A 1,444-nucleotide genomic window follows, 5' to 3' on the forward strand; every position below is an offset into this window, starting at 1 on the left:
CGTGTGCTCTTCCGATCTCTCCCGCTCCTCCTGTATGTCCACCGGCAGTGTGGAAAGCAGCTCGAGCGCCTCTTCGATGCGGGCATTCATGAAGAGATGCTGGAACAGGTGCTGGCCGGTGAACCGGACCGCCTCCTTCTCCACTTCCTCCTCATCATCGATGCTCACTTCAAACATGTTTTCGAGCTCTTCATCATACCCGGAGTCCGGTTCATGCTTCACATACTGCACACCGAAGAGGAACGCCTTGTTGGGATCATTCATGATGATGTACAGCTGGCTCAGTATAAAATAAAATTCAGCATCGTACTGATGCTGAATGAACTCATTGATCAGAATATGTTCGGCTTCCGTCCCGCGGCCCACCTCAGCAAGAAGATAGGCATACTGGGACAGGTACGCAAGATTGTTCCCCTCGAGTTCAATCGCCTTCTGGAAACTCCTCAGAGCATCATGCTTATTGTTTTGTCCTGATTTTTTCATCCCCTGATTGAAATGGAACTCTCCACCCTGGTTGAAGGGGATTACTTTCCTATTGTCATTCATCATTCCTGCTCCTTATAACAAGCGGGTTCCCGTAGCAGGTTGAATGGTCGGGGACATCTTTTGAAACGACGGCCCCTGCACCGACAACCGCGTGATTTCCAATCACCACACCCGGCAGAATCGTCACGTTCGCACCCACCATCGTATCATGGCCGATCCTCACATCACCGATGCGGTATTCGTCGACCAGATATTCGTGGGTCAATATTACTGTATTATACCCGATTATACTATTTTTGCCAATATGGATGCGCTCAGGGTACATGAGATCCGGCATGGCACGGAATGCGAGGGATACGTTGGCCCCGAGCTTCATGCCGAGCGCCTTCCTGTACAGTACATGCTTGATCTTTGTGGAAGGTGCGTAGCGTCCGAGCTCGATGAATATGAAGTTTTTTATCACTTTGAACCTGGAGATGGTCCTGTACATATTCCACAGCGGATTGACTTTCCCTGCTTTTGTGATCTCGAGCCTTCTCATCGCTATCTCCCTTTTTTACGGTTTTTACCCTTTTTGTGACCCTGCTTTTTCTTGACCGTCTGACCGGCCTGCTTTCTTTTCCCCCGGGCGGCTTCAGCGCCCCCGGGGCCGTATATGCCCTGTACACTGCCGTATTTCGGCAGGTCATATTTCATCTCGCGGTAGATCCACACTGCAGCTGCCAAAACGATGAGCAGGATCGAGATGACCTGTGCCGTGCGGAGGACGTCGCCGATCATCAGGCTGTCCGTGCGCATTCCTTCGATGAAGAACCTGCCTGCTGAATAAAAGATGAGATAGAGCAGGATCGTCTGCCCCACTTTAAGTTTCGGCCGCAGCATGAGGAGGATGACAAAACCGAGCAGATTCCACAGTGATTCGTACAGGAATGTCGGATGGTAGTAGGCGCCGTCGATG

Annotated in this window: 2 protein-coding genes and 1 pseudogene; all 3 read right to left on the bottom strand. The window is 51.2% G+C overall.

The genetic code is table 11. The features are described 5' to 3' along the window. Window positions 1-546 (bottom strand): annotated as a pseudogene (locus tag WN59_RS07870) (hypothetical protein); the annotation flags it as partial. Further along, complete coding sequence (locus tag WN59_RS07875; protein ID WP_046514927.1) at window positions 539-1,027, bottom strand: acyltransferase; 489 nt, start codon at window positions 1,025-1,027, stop codon at window positions 539-541. The gene WN59_RS07875 and the pseudogene WN59_RS07870, both read right to left, overlap by 8 nt. 2 nt (window positions 1,028-1,029) lie before the next feature. Continuing rightward, window positions 1,030-1,444 (bottom strand): prolipoprotein diacylglyceryl transferase family protein (locus tag WN59_RS07880; RefSeq protein ID WP_046515415.1); only part of this gene is annotated, 415 nt, incomplete at its 5' end.

The sequence above is a fragment of the Salinicoccus sediminis genome (genome assembly GCF_000986795.1).
Lineage (GTDB): Bacteria > Bacillota > Bacilli > Staphylococcales > Salinicoccaceae > Salinicoccus > Salinicoccus sediminis.